The organism is Idiomarina sp. T82-3 (assembly GCF_001577655.1).
GTDB lineage: Bacteria > Pseudomonadota > Gammaproteobacteria > Enterobacterales > Alteromonadaceae > Idiomarina > Idiomarina baltica.
The window spans coordinates 161852-181008 of record NZ_LSBQ01000004.1; the positions used below are offsets into that span (position 1 = coordinate 161852).

Annotated in this window: 22 protein-coding genes and 4 tRNA genes; 18 read left to right on the forward strand and 8 right to left on the reverse strand. The window is 47.2% G+C overall.

The window, feature by feature from the left end; all coding sequences use genetic code 11:
- The first annotated feature begins 58 nt into the window (after positions 1–58).
- From AWU56_RS04305 to serS, 5 genes are read left to right on the forward strand one after another with little or no spacing between them, the layout of a single operon-like run.
- Positions 59–2515: a DNA translocase FtsK gene (locus AWU56_RS04305; protein ID WP_286681853.1), complete on the forward strand. Its 2457-nt coding sequence runs from the start codon at positions 59–61 to the stop codon at positions 2513–2515.
- A 1-nt stretch (position 2516) separates the two neighbouring features.
- Entirely contained in the window at positions 2517–3131 is a 615-nt protein-coding gene (lolA, locus tag AWU56_RS04310; protein ID WP_272977554.1) for an outer membrane lipoprotein periplasmic chaperone LolA, read from the forward strand.
- The gene (locus tag AWU56_RS04315) at positions 3118–4473 is read left to right on the forward strand and encodes a replication-associated recombination protein A (RefSeq protein WP_286681854.1); all 1356 of its coding nucleotides are present in this window, start codon (positions 3118–3120) and stop codon (positions 4471–4473) included. Before lolA ends, AWU56_RS04315 begins: the two co-directional genes overlap by 14 nt.
- The gene (gene crcB / locus AWU56_RS04320) at positions 4460–4852 is read left to right on the forward strand and encodes a fluoride efflux transporter CrcB (RefSeq protein ID WP_286681855.1); all 393 of its coding nucleotides are present in this window, start codon (positions 4460–4462) and stop codon (positions 4850–4852) included. Before AWU56_RS04315 ends, crcB begins: the two co-directional genes overlap by 14 nt.
- Positions 4853–4868: 16 nt before the next feature.
- Entirely contained in the window at positions 4869–6161 is a 1293-nt protein-coding gene (gene serS, locus AWU56_RS04325; RefSeq protein WP_006955945.1) for a serine--tRNA ligase, read from the forward strand.
- Between the two features lie 4 nt (positions 6162–6165).
- Here the strand turns inward: serS and AWU56_RS04330 are convergent, their stop codons facing one another.
- From AWU56_RS04330 to AWU56_RS04350, 5 genes are all read right to left on the reverse strand, one after another.
- A complete protein-coding gene (locus AWU56_RS04330; protein ID WP_006955944.1) occupies positions 6166–6495 on the reverse strand; it encodes a TusE/DsrC/DsvC family sulfur relay protein in 330 nt (109 codons plus the stop codon).
- 1 nt (position 6496) lies between these two features.
- Positions 6497–6766, reverse strand: coding sequence for a hypothetical protein (locus tag AWU56_RS04335; protein WP_286681856.1), 270 nt, complete (start codon positions 6764–6766; stop codon positions 6497–6499).
- Positions 6757–7071 (reverse strand): hypothetical protein, encoded by a 315-nt coding sequence (locus AWU56_RS04340; protein WP_286681857.1) that lies wholly within the window; start codon positions 7069–7071, stop codon positions 6757–6759. Before AWU56_RS04340 ends, AWU56_RS04335 begins: the two co-directional genes overlap by 10 nt.
- Complete coding sequence (locus tag AWU56_RS04345; RefSeq protein ID WP_286681858.1) at positions 7068–7406, reverse strand: DsrE/DsrF/TusD sulfur relay family protein; 339 nt, start codon at positions 7404–7406, stop codon at positions 7068–7070. Before AWU56_RS04345 ends, AWU56_RS04340 begins: the two co-directional genes overlap by 4 nt.
- A 73-nt stretch (positions 7407–7479) precedes the next feature.
- A complete protein-coding gene (locus tag AWU56_RS04350; RefSeq protein WP_006955940.1) occupies positions 7480–8148 on the reverse strand; it encodes a Bax inhibitor-1/YccA family protein in 669 nt (222 codons plus the stop codon).
- 291 nt (positions 8149–8439) lie between these two features.
- Here AWU56_RS04350 and AWU56_RS04355 point away from each other — a divergent pair.
- The 10 genes from AWU56_RS04355 (at position 8440) to AWU56_RS04400 (ending at position 14585) form a co-directional block, all read left to right on the forward strand.
- Positions 8440–8531, forward strand: a tRNA-Ser gene (locus tag AWU56_RS04355).
- Between the two features lie 111 nt (positions 8532–8642).
- A complete protein-coding gene (locus tag AWU56_RS04360) occupies positions 8643–9617 on the forward strand; it encodes a DUF3667 domain-containing protein (RefSeq protein ID WP_006955939.1) in 975 nt (324 codons plus the stop codon).
- A gap of 15 nt (positions 9618–9632) precedes the next feature.
- The gene (locus AWU56_RS04365) at positions 9633–10424 is read left to right on the forward strand and encodes an acyl-CoA thioesterase (RefSeq protein WP_286681859.1); all 792 of its coding nucleotides are present in this window, start codon (positions 9633–9635) and stop codon (positions 10422–10424) included.
- Complete coding sequence (locus AWU56_RS04370) at positions 10421–11011, forward strand: DNA glycosylase family protein (protein WP_286681860.1); 591 nt, start codon at positions 10421–10423, stop codon at positions 11009–11011. The genes AWU56_RS04365 and AWU56_RS04370 overlap by 4 nt, the downstream gene beginning before the upstream one ends.
- 152 nt (positions 11012–11163) lie before the next feature.
- Positions 11164–11814 (forward strand): LuxR C-terminal-related transcriptional regulator, encoded by a 651-nt coding sequence (locus AWU56_RS04375; RefSeq protein WP_006955936.1) that lies wholly within the window; start codon positions 11164–11166, stop codon positions 11812–11814.
- Positions 11811–13628, forward strand: a complete 1818-nt coding sequence (gene uvrC, locus AWU56_RS04380; RefSeq protein ID WP_286681861.1) for an excinuclease ABC subunit UvrC — start codon at positions 11811–11813, stop codon at positions 13626–13628. The genes AWU56_RS04375 and uvrC overlap by 4 nt, the downstream gene beginning before the upstream one ends.
- Before the next feature lie 48 nt (positions 13629–13676).
- On the forward strand, positions 13677–14225 hold the full coding sequence (gene pgsA, locus AWU56_RS04385; RefSeq protein ID WP_286681862.1) for a CDP-diacylglycerol--glycerol-3-phosphate 3-phosphatidyltransferase: 549 nt from the start codon (positions 13677–13679) through the stop codon (positions 14223–14225).
- A 96-nt stretch (positions 14226–14321) separates the two neighbouring features.
- Positions 14322–14397: transfer RNA gene (locus AWU56_RS04390), tRNA-Gly, on the forward strand.
- 7 nt (positions 14398–14404) lie between these two features.
- A tRNA-Cys gene (locus AWU56_RS04395) sits at positions 14405–14478 on the forward strand.
- A 20-nt stretch (positions 14479–14498) separates the two neighbouring features.
- Positions 14499–14585, forward strand: a tRNA-Leu gene (locus tag AWU56_RS04400).
- 149 nt (positions 14586–14734) lie between these two features.
- On the opposite strand, the gene AWU56_RS04405 is transcribed toward AWU56_RS04400, so the two are convergent.
- Complete coding sequence (locus tag AWU56_RS04405) at positions 14735–15721, reverse strand: hypothetical protein (RefSeq protein WP_286681863.1); 987 nt, start codon at positions 15719–15721, stop codon at positions 14735–14737.
- Between the two features lie 81 nt (positions 15722–15802).
- On the reverse strand, positions 15803–16405 hold the full coding sequence (locus AWU56_RS04410; protein ID WP_286681864.1) for an outer membrane beta-barrel protein: 603 nt from the start codon (positions 16403–16405) through the stop codon (positions 15803–15805).
- A gap of 219 nt (positions 16406–16624) precedes the next feature.
- Here AWU56_RS04410 and AWU56_RS04415 point away from each other — a divergent pair, with 219 nt between their 5' ends.
- The 3 genes from AWU56_RS04415 to AWU56_RS04425 all read left to right on the forward strand — a co-directional run bounded on the left by AWU56_RS04415 (position 16625) and on the right by AWU56_RS04425 (position 18264).
- On the forward strand, positions 16625–16843 hold the full coding sequence (locus tag AWU56_RS04415) for a TIGR02450 family Trp-rich protein (protein WP_272977826.1): 219 nt from the start codon (positions 16625–16627) through the stop codon (positions 16841–16843).
- Between the two features lie 171 nt (positions 16844–17014).
- On the forward strand, positions 17015–17524 hold the full coding sequence (locus tag AWU56_RS04420) for an outer membrane beta-barrel protein (RefSeq protein WP_272977825.1): 510 nt from the start codon (positions 17015–17017) through the stop codon (positions 17522–17524).
- 152 nt (positions 17525–17676) lie between these two features.
- A complete protein-coding gene (locus AWU56_RS04425) occupies positions 17677–18264 on the forward strand; it encodes a hypothetical protein (RefSeq protein WP_286681865.1) in 588 nt (195 codons plus the stop codon).
- Between the two features lie 95 nt (positions 18265–18359).
- Here the strand turns inward: AWU56_RS04425 and AWU56_RS04430 are convergent, their stop codons facing one another.
- Positions 18360–19034, reverse strand: a complete 675-nt coding sequence (locus tag AWU56_RS04430; protein ID WP_286681866.1) for an FAD-binding oxidoreductase — start codon at positions 19032–19034, stop codon at positions 18360–18362.
- Positions 19035–19157: the final 123 nt, after the last annotated feature.

The following is a 19157-nucleotide window of genomic DNA, read 5'->3' on the forward strand; positions in this document are numbered from 1 at the left end:
GGGGGCAGAGAGCCTCCACTATAATAAGATCCCAATGACAGGAAGCATAAGACGAGCAATGACAGGTGTACAACGATTATTAGAAGCTGGCCTACTGATCAGCGGTGCGCTCGCGATTTTTCTATTTCTCGCTTTAGTGAGTTTTAACCCCGCCGATCCGAGTTGGTCGCAGACGGGTTTCGAAGGCACCATCAATAATGCCGGCGGAGCGGTCGGTGCGTGGCTTGCTGATGTAATGTTATTTTCGTTTGGTTTTGTTGCATATTTAATTCCTTTTGCCTTTGCTGGGTTGGGTTATATGCTATTTCGTAAAACCCATCAACTACTCGAACTCGACTATCTGGCTGTTAGTTTGCGCCTCGTCGGTGCCATGCTCACGCTCATTGGTGCGGCCGCACTCTCTTCTATTAACTTTGATGATATTTATTACTTTTCAGCCGGGGGCGTATTTGGTGACGTAATCGCAGCCTCGGTGATGCCGTACTTGAATTTTGTCGGCTCAACCATCTTATTACTGACGTTCTTAGCCACGGGCCTCACCTTGGTGACCGGAATTAGCTGGCTGCAGGTCGCCGATAAGCTCGGTGAATTATGCATTACTGGTGCACTATGGTGTTATGAACGTATTCGCAGCGTATGGCAGTCGGATGGCACTAAAGGTCACGATCGCGATACTAAAAAGGCAGCAGCTGACAACGAACACGGCGATGATACACTCGATACCTCGGATTGGGATGAGTCCACATTAGTAGAGCAAAAGGCGGAGGCTAAGCAAGAACCTGTACTGAACTTACCTTCATTATCGGCATTAGATGAACACGAAATTGATAATGAAGACGAACCGCCGTTCGAACCGGATCCCGTTATAGATGACAGCGATGCGCCACGGTTTTCGAAACAAGCGGCGGAAGCACGTAAGCGCAGTGAACCTGCACCCGCAACGGAAGCCAAAGCACAAGCTGAATCGCCAGTCGAGCAAGCAGGGCAGGGCGATACCCAAAGTAACGAGGCGGAAGCGTTACCACCATTACCTTCGATTGAGTTGCTCGATAGACCGAATAAGCAAGAGAACCCCATTACTCAAGAAGAGCTTGACCAAGTGTCACGCACGGTTGAAACCGTTCTCAAAGACTTTGGCGTGGATGTTACCGTTGCCAACGTGCAGCCAGGGCCCGTGATCACCCGCTTTGAACTCGACCTTGCCCCCGGTGTTAAAGTATCGAAGATTTCTAACTTAGCGAAGGATATTGCTCGTACTCTATCAGCCGTCGCCGTACGCGTGGTTGAAGTCATTCCGGGTAAATCCTACGTCGGTTTGGAGTTACCTAATAAACACCGTGAAGTGGTTCAGCTCAGTGAAGTTATTCATCGCGACGCGTTTCAAAACAGCCAATCGCCGCTGACCATGATTCTTGGTAAAAATATTGCGGGTTCGCCTGTGGTTGTTGACTTGGCGAAGATGCCTCACTTATTGGTGGCAGGTACAACAGGTTCGGGTAAATCAGTCGGTGTGAATGTGATGATCTTAAGCTTGCTCTACAAGAGCACACCGGAAGATGTTCGCCTGATTATGATTGACCCGAAAATGCTCGAATTGTCGGTGTATGAGGGGATTCCACACCTACTGACGGAAGTGGTCACAGATATGAAAGACGCCGCCAATGCCTTGCGTTGGTGTGTGGGCGAAATGGAACGCCGTTATAAACTCATGTCGGCCTTAGGTGTGCGCAATCTTAAAGGCTACAACGCCAAAGTCGTGGCCGCTAAAGAAGCGGGTGAACCGCTCAAAGATCCTATTTGGAAGCCGGGTGATTCGATGGATGAAATGCCGCCTGAGCTCGAAAAACTGCCGAATATCGTCGTAGTCATCGATGAATTTGCCGATATGATGATGATTGTCGGTAAAAAAGTCGAAGAACTGATCGCGCGCATTGCGCAGAAAGCGCGTGCGGCAGGTATTCATTTAATTTTGGCAACGCAGCGGCCATCGGTGGATGTTATTACCGGTTTGATTAAAGCCAATATTCCTACGCGTATTGCGTTCCAAGTATCGTCAAAAGTCGACTCACGCACCATTCTCGATCAGCCGGGCGCGGAGCAGCTATTAGGGCAGGGTGATATGTTGTATTTGCCTCCGGGCAGCGGTTCACCCGTCCGTGTGCACGGCGCCTTTGTTGATGACCACGAAGTACACGCGGTGGTTGCGGATTGGAAGAAACGCGGTAAACCGAATTACCTCGAGGAAATCCTTTCGGGTGATCAAGGCGAAGACGCGTTATTACCGGGTGAGCAACAAGAAATGGACGAGGCTGAATCGGATCCTTTATATGATGAGGCGGTTGCCTTCGTGACCGAGACCCAGCGTGTTTCTGTGTCGAGTGTACAACGTAAATTCAGAATTGGTTATAACCGCGCGGCGCGTATCGTCGAACAAATGGAAATGTCGGGTGTCGTAAGTAGTGCTGGCAATAATGGCCAGCGTGATGTACTCGCACCGAGACCACCGAGGGATTAATATGAAGCAGTATGGAATCGCACTGGCGCTTATCGCGAGTGTGGTAATGAGCCCCTTAAGTTGGGCAACAGAACAAGCCAAACAGCAGTTGCAAGATAAAATGCAGCAACTCGAGAGTGTGCAAGCCAGCTTTGAACAAACGGTTACCGGCAGTAGTGGTGAGGTATTACAAAGCCTCACCGGTGAACTGGCGTTGCAACGACCTGCGATGTTGCGTTGGCGTAGTAATCCCCCCGATGACACCTTGCTTATCGCAGATGGTGAATCGGTTTGGTACTACAATCCGTTTGTTGAGCAAGTCACTGTTTATGCCCAGAGTAATGCAGTTGAAAACAGTCCATTGTTATTGTTGATGGAAGGCTCAAAAGAGCGTTGGCAGCAGTTTGACGTGACTTACGACGGTGCAGAGGGCGCGTTTGAAGTGGTGAACGAGAATACCGGTAGCGAGCTAAACTTGAGCTTCACCGGAGATAAGTTGACTCGTATCGTGCTTAAACAAAAGCAAGGGGATACCACCACTATCGCACTCACTGATGTGGTAATGAACGAAAGCTTGCCGACCGACCTATTTCAATTTGCTATCCCTGAAGGTGTCGAGGTCGATGACCAACGGTGAACTGGCGTTTGAAGAAGAACATGACTTTAGGCCACTGGCTGCGCGAATGCGTGCGCAGTCGCTGGACGAGTATGTAGGTCAAACACATCTACTTGCCGAAGGTAAACCCCTGTGGCAAGCGGTCGCGCAAGGACGTTTGCACTCAATGGTTTTGTGGGGACCGCCCGGAACAGGCAAAACCACTCTGGCAGAACTCATGGCGACCTCCGCCGATGCGACCGTATCACGTTTAAGTGCTATTACCTCAGGTGTGAAAGAGATTCGCCAAGCCATTGATGAAGCAAAACAGCGCGCTCAGCAACAAGGTCGCCGCACTTTACTGTTTGTTGATGAGGTACATCGGTTTAATAAAAGCCAACAAGATGCTTTCCTACCTTTTATCGAAGATGGCACGGTAATCTTTGTTGGTGCAACGACTGAAAATCCCGGTTTTGAGCTCAATAATGCACTATTGTCTCGCGCCCGCGTGTATCGTCTTGAATCTATCAAGGCTGAAGATTTGCGAGCGCTTTTACAGCGCACCTTGCAAGATCCTGAGCGCGGTCTAGGCGCGCGTCACATCAGGCTCACCCCAGAAGCGGAAGACAGGCTGCTGGACTTAGCGGGCGGTGATGCACGCCGCATGCTCAACTATCTTGAAGTTGCAGCGGATTATTTATCCGAAGGCGAGGCTGAGCTTAACACTGAATTACTCTTGCACGCAGTCGGCGAGCAGCAAGCGGCCTTTGATAATAAAGGTGATCATTTCTACGACATCTTATCGGCATTTCATAAGTCAGTGCGTGGGTCATCACCCGACGGCGCACTGTATTGGTATGCACGTATTCTTGTCGGGGGCGGTGACCCTTTGATTGTCGCAAGAAGACTACTCGCCATTGCATCGGAAGATATCGGTAATGCCGACCCGCGTGCATTACAGATTGCCTTAAATGCATGGGATACGTTTCACCGTGTCGGTCCCGCAGAAGGTGAACGGGCGATTGCACAAGCGGTAGTGTATTGTGCCAGTGCTGCGAAAAGTAACGCCGTTTACAATGCGTTTAAAGCTGCCGTCGCGGCCGCAAAAGCTCACCCAACGGCTGAGGTGCCGAGCCATTTGCGTAATGCACCGACCAAGATTCATAAAGAGCAAGGCTACGGTGAAGATTACCGTTATGCTCATAATTATCCTAATGCCTATGTGGCAGGAGAGCGCTACTTACCGGATGCGCTCGCAGACGCATACTTCTATCAGCCTGAACCGCGTGGTTTAGAAATAAAAATTAAAGACAAATTGCTCTGGCTTCGTCAACAAGACGAACGTAGCGAATGGCAACGAGGAAAGTCTGATGACAAGCCTTAGTCAATGGTTAATGGTCGCCGCGGGTGGCGCGATTGGCGCAAGTGCACGGCACGGCGTGGCTTTATTGATGTTAAGCACCGGTTGGCGGTTCCCTTTTGCGACGTTGATCGTTAACATAATAGGTTCTTTTTTATTAGGCGCTGTATACGCACATGTGCAACATCAAGGACTCTCAGAGTCCGTGCGGTTATTTGTCGGCGTTGGCTTGCTCGGAGCCTTCACAACGTTCTCCACGTTCTCAGTTGAAGTGGTGCAGTTGGTGACTCAAGGCGAGTGGGGGCGAGCCTCAGTAAATATCGTACTCAACGTGGGACTCTGCGTGCTAGGTGTCGCAGCAGCCATGGCGTTGTATAATTTCTTTATCATTAAACCGAATTAAGTGAAGTAGGATATCCATGCTAGATGCAAAATATTTCCGCGAGGAACTGCAACAAACCGCTGAGCGTTTAAAAACACGCGGCTTTGAGCTGAACATCGATGAGATCCAAGCACTCGAAGAACAGCGTAAATCGATCCAAGTAAAAACAGAGCAGTTGCAGGCTGAGCGTAACAGTCGCTCGAAAGCGATTGGTAAGGCAAAGCAGGCGGGTGAGGATATCCAGCCGTTATTAGACGCGGTGAGTGATTTAGGTTCACAGCTTGATGCAGCAAAAGAAGAGCTGCGTGAAGTACAAGACAAACTCGGCGCGTTGATTATGGGTGTGCCGAATTTGCCAGCTGAGGGCGTGCCTGAGGGTAAAGATGAATCGGAAAATCAAGAAATCAGCGTGTGGGGCGAGCCTCCGCAACTGGATTTTGAACCCAAAGATCATGTTGAATTGGCTGAAGCCTTGGCAAAAGGTATGGATTTTGAAGCCGCAGCTAAATTAACCGGCGCGCGCTTTGTCGTGATGCGTGGCAAGATTGCGCGTCTGCATCGTGCATTGACCCAGTTCATGTTGGATACGCATACAGAAGCCCATGGTTACGCTGAAACCTATGTACCTTATTTAGTAAATCATGACAGCCTTTATGGCACGGGGCAGTTACCTAAATTTGGTAAAGACCTCTTCCATATTCAGGGTGAGACAGAAGAGCAGATCCCACTGTCACTGATTCCGACCGCTGAAGTGCCACTCACTAATTTAGCGCGTGATGAGATTTTCGATGAAGCTGAATTGCCAGTAAAATTAACCGCGCATACACCATGCTTCCGCAGTGAAGCCGGTTCACACGGTCGTGATACGCGCGGTCTGATTCGTCAGCATCAGTTTGATAAAGTAGAATTGGTTTGGCTCGCGCACCCAGAGCAGTCAATGGATGCGCTTGAGCAGCTCACCCAGCACGCTGAAACCATCTTACAAAAGCTTGGCTTAGCGTATCGCAAAGTGTTGTTGTGTACTGGTGACATGGGCTTTGGTGCAACTAAAACATACGACCTTGAAGTCTGGTTACCTGCGCAAAATACCTATCGTGAGATTAGCTCATGTTCAAACATGGGTGATTTCCAAGCGCGTCGTATGCAAGCACGTTTCCGTCGTAAAGGCGCGAAGAAACCCGAGTTATTGCACACGTTAAATGGCTCAGGTCTGGCAGTAGGGCGTACATTGGTGGCATTACTCGAGAACTATCAACAAGCCGATGGCTCAATTGTGATTCCAGAAGTATTGCGCCCGTACATGGGTGGTATCGAGCGCATTGAGGCGTAATCGGTTAAATACACTTCGCGGGTTTTGGTAAGCCCGCAATGCGTGTTGCCTGCTTAGCAGGCCCTTTAGGAAACAGTCGGTAGAGATATCGGCTGTTTGCTTTTTCTTCGCCGAGTTTCTTCTTCATCGCTTTTACCAGCACACGCATGGCTGGGCTGGTGTCATATTCGCGATAAAAATCCTGCACAAAATGCACCACTTCCCAATGAGCAGGCGTCATCTCGATATTCTCAAGCTCAGCAAAATGCAGAGCGAGCGGCTCGCTCCAATCGTCAAGGTGAGCTAAATAGTTGTGTTTGTCGGTTTCGTACTGCTTACCGTTAAATTCAATCATACTACCAAATCCAATGTTGCGTATGCGTTATAAGCTCCACCCATTGAGCATCGCTAATCACCTCGACCCAATCGACCGGTGCTATAGTCATCTCATGCGCTGGGATGACTATTTTACACAATTGCAAAGCCTGGGGACACGTCGCGGGTAAGTCCTTTGCAGAATCAGCGGTCAGGAGGATCGCGGTATGCTCAGTGAGCAATGCGTGCTGTTGCTCAAGCCAACTCATGAGGGGGCGCGTTTGAAGCCAATGAGTGAAATTCAGTTGCATGTGATCACCTCCGCAAAATTAAGCAGTAAGGCGTTTAAATCGCGTTTGGCTGTCCACTCGAATTCAATATCATCGTTGTCCAGTTGGGGCTCAAAATCGCTAGCTATCAAGATAGGTTCGGCATCGAGTAGTTCTAACATACCGTAGCGTTTATGAAGCTCAGACTGTAACGACATCCAAGCATTATCCAGCATGATGAGTTGTACTGACTGATCTAAGCTGGCGAGCGATAAGACTAAATCGAGCGCTGAACGGGCGCATTCAAGTTCAGGGCTTAATTGAACAATGGCATAGTTCTTACTCATGATAAGGTCACCACTTTATCCGCCGTATTCATCCAACTTACCAACTGAGTGAGTCCCGCAGGTTCAAAGGCGGGGTTAAATTGCTCAATACCCTGACGTTCTGCAGCCGTATGACAGACCACCAAGTCGAAGTGATGCTGTCCTGCCAGCCCACACCAGCTTTGGCTGTACGGGTTGTTGGCCGCAGCGGCACTGGCAAGGCTCACCGCATCGGCGTAGAAGAAAACGCCCGTCAACGTATAGCCATCGTTAATTGCTTGTTCTGCAAAGCGCAGCGCCGCGCGATGTCGTGCATCGGCGTGCATACCTGCTTTGATAATGAGTGTCAGGTTCATGATGCTCAATGAGTCTATTGGTAAAAAAAAGCCCCGCAAAAGGCGGGGCTCAATTAAACACGCTATTGTGTGTTTAATCGTCGCCGTTAAATGCCATCAATAATGTTAGCAAGTTAACGAACAAGTTATAAAGCGAAACATACAAAGTCACCGTGGCTAAGATGTAGTTACGCTCGCCGCCGTGAATAATTTCACTGGTTTGATACATAATCAACATCGCCATCAATGGGATCATGATAGCCGATAGTGCTAATTGCAACGCAGGCATCTGGAAGAAGAAGTTAGCGAGCATCGCTACAACCACCATGATGATACCCGCAGTAATTAAACCGCCGAGCTTAGACATGTCCTTCTTAGTACTCAGTACATAACCTGATGTCGCAAAGAACGTCAATGCGGTGCCACCTAAAGCGGTTGCAACCATCTCGCCACCACCTGGCATTTGCAACGCCATATTAAGTAGTGGACCTAAGGTATAACCCAAGAACCCGGTAAGGGCGAAGGTCAAAACGATGCCCATGGCGCTGTCTTTGGTTTTATGAATACCAAACAGCAAACCAACATAAAGAATCAAGGTGATGAAAAAGCCTGGATAAGGCAAATTCATCATGGTACTAATTGTTGCCGTCACAGCACTAAAAGCAAGTGTCATGGCAAGCAGTGCATAGGTGTTACGTAACACCTTATTCACTGAGCCGGCAACCTGCTGCTGACCGACATACATCTGACTACGATCGTTCATAGTTTTCTCCGTTGATTAACGCTAGTTTTTAAGACTCAAAATTTTTTAAAAAGTTTCTTTATAAATGATGCTTGTATACCCTTAGTATATGGGTACTGATACTACCTTTAAAGTAGTTTCTTAGGTAGGAAATTCGGTTTATCACCGTGAGTTAGCTCGAAAAGTGATCGCTTTGATTAAATCATCGCCAAACGAACCACATTTGACGACTTTATTTAAATTTTTACTTTACAAGCGCCGCGAAGGTCTTTAATATTCGCCTCGTCTTCAGGGGAAAGCCCCAAGGACAACGGAGAGGTGGCAGAGCTCGGTTGAATGCACCTGACTTGAAATCAGGCGTGGGTTCACACCCACCGGGGGTTCGAATCCCTCCCTCTCCGCCAAATTTCGAAAAGCCCGCTCATTGAGCGGGCTTTTTTCGTTTTAGCCTACTATTGTACTTCACCTGCGTTGCTGAATATACTGAGGCAATAATAAGAGATGGAGTGCGCCTCATGGAAGCGAGCCAACCACCCGCGACCCACATTTTATGCAAAAACTGTGATACCCCCCTTCAAGGTGAGTATTGTCATCGTTGTGGTCAGCAGGATAAACGCTACTTACGCAGTATATTTGCCGTTGTCGGCGACTTAATGGGCGAATTGGGTCATTGGGACTCTCGGTTTTACCGAACGCTCAGCGGCTTATTTATGCGTCCAGGCTTCTTGTCACTTGAATTTGTCCGAGGACGACATGCCTCATACGTGCCCCCGTTACGTATGTATTTCTTCATGTCGTTGATTTCGTTCATGGTAATGCGTGCGTTGGTCGATTTTACGCCACAAGTCAATCAAGACCTATCGCCTGAGCAACAAGCCGAAATTCAACAGCAGATTGATAAAGCCGACGCAGTTCTGGCGACACAGAAAGAACCCACTGCGGATATAACACCACCGGATGAAGAGCCGGCAACGCTCAATCTCGATTTAAAAGAGTTTCCGTTATTAGATGCCGAGGATGAAAAGTTGCTTGAGCAAAAGCTTAAGTTAATGCAACAGAATCCTGACGCATTTATTGAGCGGCTAGTGGGGAATGCGCCTCAAGCGATGTTGCTCATGCTCCCGTTCTGGGCACTATTGCTTAAACTGTGTTACCCCTTCAGTAAGCATTATTACATTGAGCACTTGGCTGTTGCATTGCATACCCATGCCTTTTTGTTGTTGTCGTTTATGATGCTGACAATCACGGATTCCAGTGCGGCTTGGTTGAGTACACAATTCGACTATCCATGGATTGATGAGCTCGCCAGTTATGCAGAGAACATTCTACTGATGTGGATGGTGGCGTACCTGCTATTTACCCAGAAACTGTTTTATCAGCAGTCATGGCCCATGACGCTCTTTAAGTTTTTCATTTGCTCTTTTATTTATGTCTTTTTAATAGCAGCCGCTTTCTTAGCACTGGTCGTGCTGGGCTTGCTGAGTAGTTAACCTAAAGAGGTTTGTATGTTTTTTGAAACGTTAGCGCAGATTGTAAAAGATAAACATCAACAAAGTATTGAGTTACCTGAAGGGTGGGCGCAAGGGCGTGCATTTTTTGGTGGGTTTAGCGCCGGTATTGCCGCTGATTTTATTCTTAAGCAGTTTGATGCGGCTTATCACATGCGCGCATTTAACGTGTCTTTTGTAGCGCCAACGGCGCCCGGGAGTGCGGATTTATCGCTGAATATATTACGTCAGGGATCCTCGGTTGTGCAGGTCAGTGCGCAAATTATTCAAAATGGCGAAGTGACCTTATTTGCACTGGCAAGCTTAGGTAAAGCACGCCAGTCGCAGGTGTTTGAAGACCAAGAGCCTGCGCCTGAGTTTGCTGCTCCCGAACATGGTATGGGTATTCCCGATTCGCCCGTAACGCCTGAGTTTGCTAAACATTTCGACTATCGTATTTTGCGCGGCGGTATGCCGTTTAGCGGTCAAGTCGAACGAGAATTCGGCGGTTGGGTACGGTTTAGAAACGAACAGCACGAAATGACTATTGCGGCTGTTCTAGGTTTAGTGGATGCGTGGCCACCGGCCGTACTGCCGCGTTTGAAAAAGCCCGCACCGGCTTCATCGCTCACTTGGACCATTGAGTTTCCTGATAAGCGGTTGTCAGAAAAGCAAACCACCGCATGGTGGCGTTACTTGGCGACGATTGAATATGCCGCCGATGGCTACGGGCATAGCCGTGCCGGATTATGGGACGAGCAGGGCGAATTGTTTGCGATTAGCCGACAAACCTTTACGGTGTTTGCATGAGTGAAAAAGCAAGCGACGTCAAGCAACACCTGTTATCAACCCAGCCAGGTTTTGAACTGGTCCTGCTTGAGCAGGACCATGTTGAACCGTTAACCCCCTCAGACATGGCACCGATCGAGGCATTGCCGCGTATTGTGATGCGGCAAATGTTGAGCTTACAGGCATCAAAAACCATTATTTCACGGGTCGAAGCACGCGCGGCTGAGCAGGGCGTGCGAATTGCACAATTAAGTTACGATGACTTACTAGAATGTGGGTTAAGTCGTAATAAGGCGGTAGCGGTGGGGGCTATTGAAGCTTATTGGCAACAATCGCGCGAAAAAATGCAGCAGTGGCCGCTATTGGATTGTGATGATCTCTTACGCGAAGTTCAGCAGATAAAAGGCGTGGGTCCTTGGTCGGCATCGATCTTGGCGATGTTTCATTTTGCTCATGAGGATCTTTTTCCTATTCAGGATAGTTCACTACGAAAAGCTATTGCGTTGTTGAAAGAACGCGACGTCATCATTATTCCCGATCGAGCGACACCTTATAGATCCTATCTAGCCTGCTATTTGTGGCAATTACTCGATCAGAAACGGATTTAACTTCAAATCGAGACTTCACAGAAAATCGACTGAGTTTAGTTAACAAAATGTTCGATTTTTAACTTGATAAATCGCCATTTTTGCTCAAATTTAATCTCGCTTTAATCAGCAAAACCTATGTTCAATCAATTGTTGAGAGGAATTATGCAAAAATGGCGAAAATTATTTTAGCAATCAACAACCCTATTGTTAGCGCAGGGATGCGCACCGTAGTCGAACAAAACTTTTCTGATGAAGTCGAAACGGTCGAATCCATGCCCCAGTTGCGCTTAGCGGTAAATGAACACCCCAATTCAATCGTGGTGTTGGGCTGCTCCTTAGCAGGTGATGCGACAGTAGAAAATTGGCGTCGACTAAAACGCCGCCACGAAGACATCAAGCTCATTGTGTGGGGGAAATGCTATCAAGACGTGTTAGATTTTCAATGCGGCGTGCAAGAAGTCGATGGCTACTTGCTCGAGTCGGGCAGTAGCCAAGAATTGGTTACCGCGATATCGTCTTTGCGTCAGGGCTCCGTATTTGTGGCGGCACCGATTGCCGAATACTTAGCCAAAAACCCGTATGGCGATAAACGACGTAATATTGTTGAGCAACTGAGTGACCGAGAACTTCAAGTCATGCAAATGATCGGTCGTGGCGTGCGCGTAAGTGAAATCGCGGAGCATTTGTGCATCAGCAGTAAAACGATCAATACATTTAGGTATCGAATTTTTGCAAAGCTTAATATTAATAGTGATGTACAATTGTCCCATCTAGCATTACGAGCGGGACTCGTTGAACTATTAGAATTTGAAGGTGTATGAGCAACCAATTTGATGCAGAAAACTTTCTGAGACACCTGACTCATCAGCCTGGCGTTTATCGCATGTATGATGAGTCAGGCGATGTCATCTATGTCGGCAAAGCCAAAGACTTGAGAAAACGCGTGTCGAGCTACTTCCGCGAGAAAGTCGATCGCGTAAAGACTCAAGTCTTAGTTAAGCAAATTGCCGACATGGATGTCACGGTCACCAATACCGAAGCCGAAGCGCTTATTCTCGAGAATACCTATATCAAAAAATATCGCCCGCGTTACAACGTCTTACTGCGCGACGATAAGTCCTATCCATACATTATTATGACCGATCATACGCATCCGCGATTAGGTTTTCATCGCGGTGCGCGGCGCCAAAAGGGTGAGTATTTTGGTCCGTTTCCTAACGGAGCCGCGGTGCGCGAGAGTCTGCGACTCATGCAAAAGTTGTTTCCTATTCGTCAGTGTGAGGATGCCTATTACCGAGCCCGCAGCCGTCCGTGTTTACAGTATCAGCTGAAAAGGTGCTTAGCGCCTTGCGTGAACGTCTGCACAGATGAGGAGTACGATGAGCAAGTGCAACTGGCACGGCAGTTTCTCAACGGCAAGAACCAACAGGTCATTGATCAGCTTGTAACGCGCATGGAAAACGCCAGTGAGTCGCTCGACTTTGAGCGCGCGGCACGCTACCGCGATCAAATTGCCATGTTAAGACGTACCCAAGAACGTAACTCAGTGACCGGTGCGCAAGAAGAGCTTGACGTTATCGGCTTTGCACGCGGTAATGGTGTAACCACCGTACAAATGCTGTTTATCCGTGATAATCACTTACAAGGTAGCCGCAGTTATTTTCCTAAAGTACCGGCGGATACATCGGATGAAGAAGTCCTTCAAGCCTTCTTATTGCAGTTCTACCTAAATCAAAGCTCTGGGCGTAAAACTCCTGCCGAAATTGTGCTACCCGATGAGATCAAACACGATCCTGTGCTAGGTGAGGTACTCGGCGAAGCCGTCGGCCGTAAAGTGCGTTTACTTCACAACGTGCGCGGAGAGCGCAAGCAATATCAGCAGCTCGCTAAGAAAAATGCCGTTAATGCGTTGGAAGGTAAACTGAATCAACAAAGCACCATGAATCGTCGAACCTCGGCGCTTCAGCAAGTGCTTGAACTCGGGATCCCTATTCAGCGCATGGAATGTTTTGATATCAGTCATACTATGGGTCAGCAAACGGTCGCATCCTGCGTGGTGTTTGACCAAAACGGACCCAAGAAATCGGATTATAGGCGCTATAATATTACCGGTATCACGCCCGGCGATGATTACGCCGCCATGGCGAAGGCACTGGCTAAGCGTTATGACAACGCCAAAGAAAACGGCAATATTCCTGATATTCTGTTTATCGACGGTGGTAAAGGACAACTGGCGCAAGCCGAGAACTACTTTGCCGATTGGGGTAAAGACGCGCCTATGCTGATAGGTGTCGCAAAAGGGGAGTCGCGTAAGCCCGGATTAGAGACATTGATCATGGCAGGAAGCCACGAAACGATTCCTTTGAATAAGGATGCCAGCGCATTGCATTTAATCCAGCATATACGCGATGAGTCGCACCGATTCGCCATAACAGGGCACCGCCAGAAGCGTAATAAAGTCAAGCGAACGTCGAGTTTAGAAGAGATCGAGGGCATTGGCGCTAAGCGTCGGCAAAAGATTTTAAAAAATCTTGGTGGATTACAAGAGGTAAAAAACGCTAGTATTGACCAACTAGCCAATGTCCCGGGTATTAGTCGTGCACTGGCTGAAAAAATATATTACTCATTTCGATAGCGAGAGCAGGGCGACCGTGCCACTGAGCTAAAAAAAGGATTGCGGATAATGAAGTGGAATATCCCAAATATTTTGACGAGTTTTAGGATTTTATTAATCCCGGTATTTTTGATTGTGTTTTATTTACCGTTTGAAGATGCTCGTTTTTGGTCGGCGTTTATTTTTTGGCTCGCCGCAATTACCGATGCGCTCGATGGCTGGATTGCTCGTAAGTTTAATCAGTTTACTGAGTTTGGTGCATTTCTCGATCCCGTTGCCGATAAAGCAATGGTTATCGCAGCATTAGTCGTACTGGTTGAAGATTACAACGCGTGGTATATCACTGTACCGGCATTAACCATGATCTGTCGCGAGCTCATTGTGAGTGCACTACGTGAATGGATGGCGCAACGAGGCAACCGAGATAAAGTAGCGGTATCTAATTTAGGCAAATTAAAAACCATTGCACAAATGGTCGCGTTAATCGGTCTTTTGTGGGACGCAAATATCTGGACATTCTGGATTTCAATCGTTTTGTTCTTTACTGCATTTGTTCTTACATTATGGTCGATGTGGGAATATTTACGCGCTGCAGGGTCACAATTGACTAGAAATTGATAGGTTTGCGCTAAAAATAGCCAAACAGTCACAAAAATCACAAAAAGTCGTTGACGTATTTCATTTAAACAGTAGAATGCGACGGCAGATGGCGATGCGGGAATAGCTCAGTTGGTAGAGCACAACCTTGCCAAGGTTGGGGTCGCGAGTTCGAGTCTCGTTTCCCGCTCCAAACCATCGGCGGGTTGGCAGAATGGCTATGCAGCGGATTGCAAATCCGTGGATCTCGGTTCGACTCCGGGACCCGCCTCCATGACTTGGTTTACGTTTAGTGCCCGGGTGGTGGAATTGGTAGACACAAGGGATTTAAAATCCCTCGCTGGTAACAGCGTGCCGGTTCAAGTCCGGCCCCGGGCACCAATTCCAAATCGTGTAGCTTGCGCTTTCAGCGCAAGAACACACCTCAAGTAATAGTCCCCATACTTTTATATTTCGTGATAGCACGCATACACGCGTAGCTTGCGCCTTTGGCGCAAGGCAAATCATAACAACCCCGTTTCACGCAGACATTAATTCATTAAATGGTGGTCCTTTAGTGCGACTTGCGTACAGGGTGGCAACTCGGCTTTGTTGACTTCTGGTTTAGCTAACACCGACCAATAGTATCCACCAATATGTGTGAGACTCGGATTCAAAGAGACGTCGATGTGAGACTGCTTGGGTATTAGCGTATAAGTTAACTTCGACGGTGGGTTCTTGCTCGGAAAATCTTTGCTGCCTGAAAATTCAAAGCTGACGTTTTTTGTATTATTTTTATCACTGGAACTCAGTGTGAAATTGTAGTCCAGTTCTGCCAAACGCGAGCTAAGGCTGGAAAAGTCGAGGTCATTAAAGAAGTCCTGCGATGTTCCAGAGAAGTTAGCAAATTGCTCGTTTACGGTTGCTTGTAGGTTGCTTTCAAATTCACCGCTAGTTAGCGCCTTTACAACTTGGTATTGCGAATTGTCGTGGGCACATAAAGTATCATCTAATTGATTTGAATCGGCTATTTCGTTGGTCTCAGGTTCCGCTTTGCCGTCGATCCAATCGTTAAATTCCTTTGATGTCTCGAAGGTTCGACTTATGTTGTTGGCGATTTGTTCCGTGTGAGCTATCAGGCTGTCGGTATATTCATATCCGCTACGAATCGCATCATTGACAAATTGAGGGTGCTCATAGGGTGAGGTCTGTAGCTCCATAAGTTCGGGTCGTTCACCCTGATGGCTATGGCTTAGCTTAATGCCCCAGACTTTACCACTCGACTCGTTCAATACAGCGGCGTAGACCGGCGTACTATAGCAAACCCGAGTATCAGTCGAGTTATCTGAGCTACTGGGTTTAGAATGACACTCCACAGATGGTGGGACTTTCTCTTTGACCAAGTTTTCCGCTTCGCTATAGTTGCAGTCATCACAGCTATAAGCTTTAACATTTTTCTCGGGTTCAGTCTGTGCATAGCTGGTTGATACCATGATAAGCACGCCAAGCCCAACAGGTATAAGAGTATTTTTATTCATTATTCCCACCATCCATTCCCAAAACGCGTAGCTTGCGCCTTTGACGCAAGCAAAAACGCCATACCGTTTTTAGTTTGCTGGTTAAAATGTATATCGGAAAGACACGCTCACGGTATCGATGTCTAAATCAACATCGCTTGGGCGATAAGTTTCATACCCAATGCCAGCAGATAGATTTTTAGTAAAGTGATAGAACGCATTCGCTTGAGCACGGAATACGTCGGTATCATCAATATCAACATAATCAATCTTAGCGCCGACTTCTAATAAAGGAATTAGCATAGAACGCACACCGATACCAATGCCGTAACCTATATCATCGTCAGATACAGATAAAGCCGCAGCCGAGCCAGATATATCTAAGCGTTCAACAGAGATGGTCGTGTAGATGTCGGTGGTATCCGTTACACGTTTAAATGCGCCAGCGCCCGCCGATAAGAACTCTAAATCAGCATTCGCGCCATTAGCCTCTGCATCAATTGTTTTGTAATCCGTAAACACTATCCAGTTATCGGTAATAACAGCACTTCCACTTAATCCCAGCCCGTCGAATGACGGTTCACTCGCGCCGACATCAACCGTTGCATCTAGGTATGAAACCTCGATTTTATTCCATTGTGGTGATTGAGCCATAGCCGTACCCGATACGGTTAGCATAGCTAATGCCAAAAGCGATTTATTCATTAATTGTCTCCGTGTTTTTAGAAAGTCATCATGAGCGTGATTGACCTTATCAAGAGTGTAGCTTGCGCCTTTGGCACAAGTACAAAACCTATGTATCTTATTAGAGACGATACATATATTAAAGTGTTAACAAAAATAAAGCTTAGATGTGGTGTTAAATATTAATTTTTAGTCGGTCGCGCCTTTGGCGCAAGACAACTGAATTATCACGGAGCCAACATGAATCAGATTAATCCCGCCAAGCTTCACAATAGCAAATGGACCGCCGTAAAGCCGATAAATCGCGAGAAGCATTTTCTGGTATCAGAAGTGGAGTACGATGAGGAAGGCGCCGTCATTTCGTGCGTAATCGAGTCAGTGCTTTCAAAGAACGAATACTCAATTGATTGGCGTGAACTAAAAAACGAAGAAAAATGGGCTCAGGGCTGGAAGATGTAGGTTTTAAATCGTTTTTCTTGCGCCGAAGGCGCAAGCTACGGGCCAAAGGCGTGAGCTACCTTACTGACAAAAAATATATAAATATGTTATAAACAATCTAACAAAAATGAACTTTATTTAAATAAATGGTCAACTCTAGGCGTTTAGACAAAACGGAGTAGGAAAATAAAAATGAAAGCTTTAATTAAAACATTGGGTTGCTGTTTGCTGTTAACGGCCTCAATGAGTGCCAATGCGGACTGGTCTGTTTCAGGTGGTTTTACGAGTTTCCAAGATGATATTGACTCGTCAGAAAGCTTGAGCTTAGGCGCGTTGCATGGTGGATTAGGTTATACGTTTGAGCGTGGCAATTTTACCTTCATGCCAGAGCTGCGCGTTGGTTTTGGTATTGGCGATGATTCCGCTTATGGCGTGGACGTTGAAGTTGATAACTTTGTAATCGCAAGCTTGCGCGGTCAGTACAATATTAACGACTCGTTTGGCATTTTCGTACAGCCTTCATATGGTCGTCTAGAGGTTTCAGCCAGTGGTAGTGGTGCGTCGTTCAGTAATGATGACTGGGAAACAGGCATTGGTACCGGCGCTTCATACAAGTTAGGCAAGAACGCATCAATAGAAGCGATGTACGAACAATTTGATAGTGCAGATGTTTTCTCGTTCAGCTTCCGCTACACCTTCTAAAAATACAGTTCAGACATATCTGTTTGCAACTTGCGCCAAAGGCGCAAGCTACTGAATTTTAAAAAAGCGCAAGCTACTGAACTTTAAAAGGGCGCAAGCTACTGAATTTTAAAAGGGCGCAAGCTACAAGGGCCATCAAGGGAGACGATAATATGCATAGCAAACTGAAACCATTGCTCATGAGCGCCTTATTAAGCGTATCGGTTATCGCTGCATCGGGCGTAACTGCTCAGCAGTACCTTAAGACAGAACACCTTTACCCAAAGACGATACCTGATCGGATAGTTAACGTTTCAGCTGGATATAAATCTGACTCGTTACCTTACGGTGTTTTCGAGTATATCGATACCTTTGGTAGCACCGAGGCTGAGATTGTGAATCGATTGGGGGAGCCTGAAGAGCGGTTTGAATGGCAAAAAGAGAATCGTCATGAAAGTGATGTAAAGAACACTGTTATTACGCTGGTTTACGACGGTCTTATCATTGAACTTGTAGAGGTAAAGCAAAAAACCTTTATCAAACGCCTGTTTATCGAGAGCTGCGAGATTAATTCACCATTCCAGAATTATCTGTGTAAACCCGTACCAGCGGTCATAAGTGAGTTGGGTCAACCGAGAGTCATTTTTGCCGACGAGCTCATTTACACGCTACAACATGGTGATGTCGGTTCAACCCCCATGCGGATGGGGGTGAAAAATGACAAGATTTCGTGGATTTATTTGAGGAGTTATATTGATTAGGGACTTGCGCCAAAGGCGCAAGTTACGGGTCGTGGGCGAAATATACAGGCCAGAGGGGCAAGTTACGGGTTTTGGACTTGCGCCAAAGGCGCAAGCTACTTCTCAAACACCAAGGCGTCGGGGTCGGCGCCTAGCTCTTTCAATGCGTCCATTATGCCGTCGTTGAAGGCATCGGGGCCGCACACGTAAAAGTGCTGGTTAAAATTGTTGATATGCTCGTTTAGAAAGGCTTTATCGATGTGCCCATCGATAAACAGGTGATTGCCGTTTGGTTTTTCGTGGGTGATGACATTGATGAATTGGTCACCGAGTATTTGCTCGAATTCCTCTTTCAAAATAATGTCTTTTTCACTGTTGTTCGAGAAGATAAGTCGGTTATTGCCAATTTCACCTTTGCGTGCCAAATCGCGGAAAATCGCTATAAATGGCGTAACACCTGCGCCACCTGCGATAAATGTGCCTTCGCCTTTGTATTCAATGGCACCCCATGGGTCTTCAATAATCAGCGAATCGCCTTGCTGGAGTTGACCAATTTGTTCGGTAACACCGTCGTGATCGGGATAAACCTTAATTACAAACTCAAGCCACGGATCGCTATTGAGCGACGTGAAAGTAAACGGGCGCTTTTCATCGCGCCAACCTTCTTTATCAATCGCGACCTCGGTGGCTTGTCCCGGTGTGAATTCGTAATCGCTGGGCTTTTCCAATCGAATCCGTCTCACGTTGTGTGTGACTTCGGTAACATCCTTTACTTTTAACGTATGGCTCATGGTTTACCTCAATCTTTTTACAAGTGTCTATTATTTGTACACGAGATAAACCATTAAAAAGATCAAAATTAATCAGCTGCCATGTCGAACACCTGAACCCTATCTAAGAACGGACCGGTGCGT